Raw genomic sequence first — 3,166 nt, 5'->3', positions numbered from 1 at the left:
GCGGCTGGGGCTGCCGGTGGTCGCCACGCACCCGATCCAGTTCCTCGCTCCCGAGGACTACGAGGCGCACGAGGTGCGCGTGTGCATCGCCGAGGGCGAAATCCTCGCGAATCCGCGCCGCGTGCGCCGCTTCACGCGCGAGCAGCATTTCAAGCGCGGCACGGAGATGGCGGAGCTGTTCGCCGACCTGCCCTCGGCGCTGGCCAATAGCGTGGAGATCGCGCGCCGCTGCAACCTCGAACTGGTGCTGGGCAAGCCCCAGCTGCCGCACTTCCCGACCCCCGATGGGATGCCCATCGACGAGTATTTCCGCCAGTCCGCCCGCCAGGGGCTGGAAGAGCGGCTGCAGCTTCTCTACCCGGACGAGGCGGCGCGCGAACAGGTCCGGCCGCGCTACCTGGAGCGGCTGGAGTTCGAGCTGCGCACCATCCTCGACATGGGCTTTCCCGGCTACTTCCTGATCGTCGGCGACTTCATCCAGTGGGCCAAGGCGAACGGCTGCCCGGTGGGCCCGGGGCGCGGTTCGGGCGCCGGTTCGCTGGTGGCCTACGCGCTCAAGATCACTGACCTGGATCCGCTGCAGTACAACCTGCTGTTCGAGCGTTTCCTGAACCCGGAGCGGGTGTCCATGCCCGACTTCGACATCGATTTTTGCCAGGCCAACCGCGACCGGGTCATCGACTATGTCAAGGACAAGTACGGCAAGGAGGCGGTGAGCCAGATCGCCACCTTCGGCACCATGGCGGCCAAGGCGGCGATCCGCGACGTGGGCCGCGTCATGGACATGAGCTACACCTTCTGCGACGGCATCTCCAAGCTGGTGCCGGGCAAGCCGGGCATGAGCTACACGCTGGCCTACCCGCCCGAGCCGCGGCGCGAGGGCGACAAGAACAACTACGCTCTGGAGCTCGAGCCCCTGCTGTACGAGCGCGTGCGCAAGGAAGAAGACGTGCGCACCGTCATCGAGATGGCGCAGAAGCTCGAAGGGCTGACGCGCAACGTCGGCATGCATGCCGGTGGCGTGCTGATCGCGCCGGGCAAGCTGACCGACTTCTGCCCGCTCTACCAGCAGCCCGGGAGCGAGTCGGCCGTGAGCCAGTACGACAAGGACGACGTGGAGGCGATCGGGCTGGTGAAGTTCGACTTCCTGGGCTTGGCGACGCTGACTATCCTGGAGATCGCGCGCGAGCTGATCCAGAAGCGCCACAAGGGGCGCGAGGATTTTTCGTACGAACAGGTACCGCTCGACGATGCGCGCACCTACCGGCTGTTTGCCGACGGCCGCACGGAGGCCGTGTTCCAGTTCGAAAGCCGCGGCATGCAAGGCATGCTGCGCGAGGCACGCCCCAGCCGCCTGGAAGACCTGATCGCCCTGAACGCGCTGTACCGGCCCGGCCCGATGGACCTGATCCCCAGCTTCGTCGCACGCAAGCACGGGCGCGAGGAAGTGGTCTATCCGCACCCGCTGGTCGAGCCGGTGCTGGCCGAGACCTACGGCATCATGGTCTACCAGGAGCAGGTCATGCAGACCGCCCAGGTGCTGGGCGGCTACTCGCTGGGCGGCGCCGACATGCTGCGCCGCGCGATGGGCAAGAAGAAGCCCGAGGAGATGGCCGAGCACCGCGAGATCTTCCGCAAGGGCGCGGCCGAGAAGGGCATCGGCCAGGCCCAGGCCGACGAGGTCTTCGACCTGATGGAGAAGTTCGCAGGCTACGGCTTCAACAAGTCGCACGCCGCCGCCTACTCCCTGCTCGCCTACCACACGGGCTGGCTGAAGGTGCACTACACGGCCGAGTTCTACTGCGCCAACATGACCGTGGAAATGGACGACACGGACAAGCTGAAGGTGCTGTACGAGGATGCGGTCAAGCATTTCGGCATCCGCTTCGAGGCGCCGGACATCAACCGCGGCGGCTACCGCTTCGAACCGATCACCGACAAGGTGATCCGCTACGGGCTCGGGGCCGTCAAGGGAACGGGCCAGCAGGCGATCGAGGCCATCATCGCGGCGCGCGAGGGGCGGGGCGCCGGCCCGCAGGCCGAGGTCGTGGGGCCGTTTCGCAGCCTCTACGATTTCTGCGTGCGCGTGGATCGCTCGCGCGTCAACAAGCGCACCGTGGAGGCGCTGATAAAGGCCGGGGCGTTCGACCGGCTGCACGACAACCGGGCGCAGCTGGTCGCCTCCATCGATCGGGCCTTCGATTTTGCGAACGCGCAGGCGGCGAACGCCAACCAGGGCGGCCTGTTCGACATGATGGGCGAGGACGCCATCGGCTCGAGCACCCAGGAGCCCGAGCTGGTCGCGGCCGAGCCCTGGAGCGTGCGCGAGCGCCTCACCCAGGAAAAGAGCGCCATCGGCTTCTATCTGTCGGGCCACCTGTTCGACGAGGTCGCGGCCGAAGTGCGGCGCTTTGTGCGCACGCCCATCGCCGAGCTGGCCGACAGTCGCGAGGCCCAGCTGGTCGCCGGCATCGTCACCGACTTTCGCGCGATCAACGGCCAGCGCGGGCGGCTCGGCCTGTTCCGCCTGGACGACGGCTCGGCGAGCATCGAGGCCAGCGCCGATGAGGCGGTGCTGGCGGCCGCCGCCGCGCTGCTGCGCGACGACGAGTTCGTGGTGGCGAGCGGCCGCCTGCAGCCGGACCATTTCAGCGGCGGGCTGCGGCTGAAGGTGCAGCAGGTCTGGGGGCTGGCGGGCGCGCGGGCACGTTTTGGACGTTATCTGCATGTCGCCGGCCAGGCGCGCCCCGACGTGGGGGCGATCGTGCGCGCCTTTCCTCCCCGGCAGGAGGAGACGGAGCACGGCGAGGTGCTGCAGCATGGCCTGCGCGTGCGCCTGGCGGTGCACTGCGAGGCGCCTGACGGGGCTGCGGTCGCGGAGCTGCAGCTGGGCGAGGACAGCTGTTTCTATCCCTGCGACGCGGCGCTGGCGGCCTGGAGCAGCCAGGTCGGGGCGGACGGGGTGAGCGTGGTGTACGAGCAGCCCGAAATCGCTTGAAAAATGCGTCCGAGACGCCAATTTCCCTAAGACCGCGCGAGAGCGCGGCTGGCTAGAATGAATTTCATGGCAACCCTTCCTCCCTCGCAGCCCCCTGCGCAGCCCCAGTCCCCTGCACGGGACGGTGGCGGCGCCGTCGTGCTCGAGCGGCGGCCTCAGAAAACGCGA

General features: G+C 68.2%; 1 protein-coding gene. It reads left to right on the top strand.

Translation table 11 applies throughout. The annotated features are described in order from the left end of the window. Positions 1-2,998 (top strand): DNA polymerase III subunit alpha (gene dnaE, locus A612_RS14965; RefSeq protein WP_019375251.1); only part of this gene is annotated, 2,998 nt, incomplete at its 5' end. Between the last annotated feature and the right edge of the window lie 168 nt (positions 2,999-3,166).

The organism is Melaminivora alkalimesophila, from assembly GCF_000282995.1.
In the GTDB taxonomy this organism is placed as follows: Bacteria; Pseudomonadota; Gammaproteobacteria; order Burkholderiales; family Burkholderiaceae_C; genus Melaminivora; species Melaminivora alkalimesophila.
Note: the sequence above shows the minus strand (reverse complement) of the source record. Positions and strands in the feature narration are given on the sequence as shown.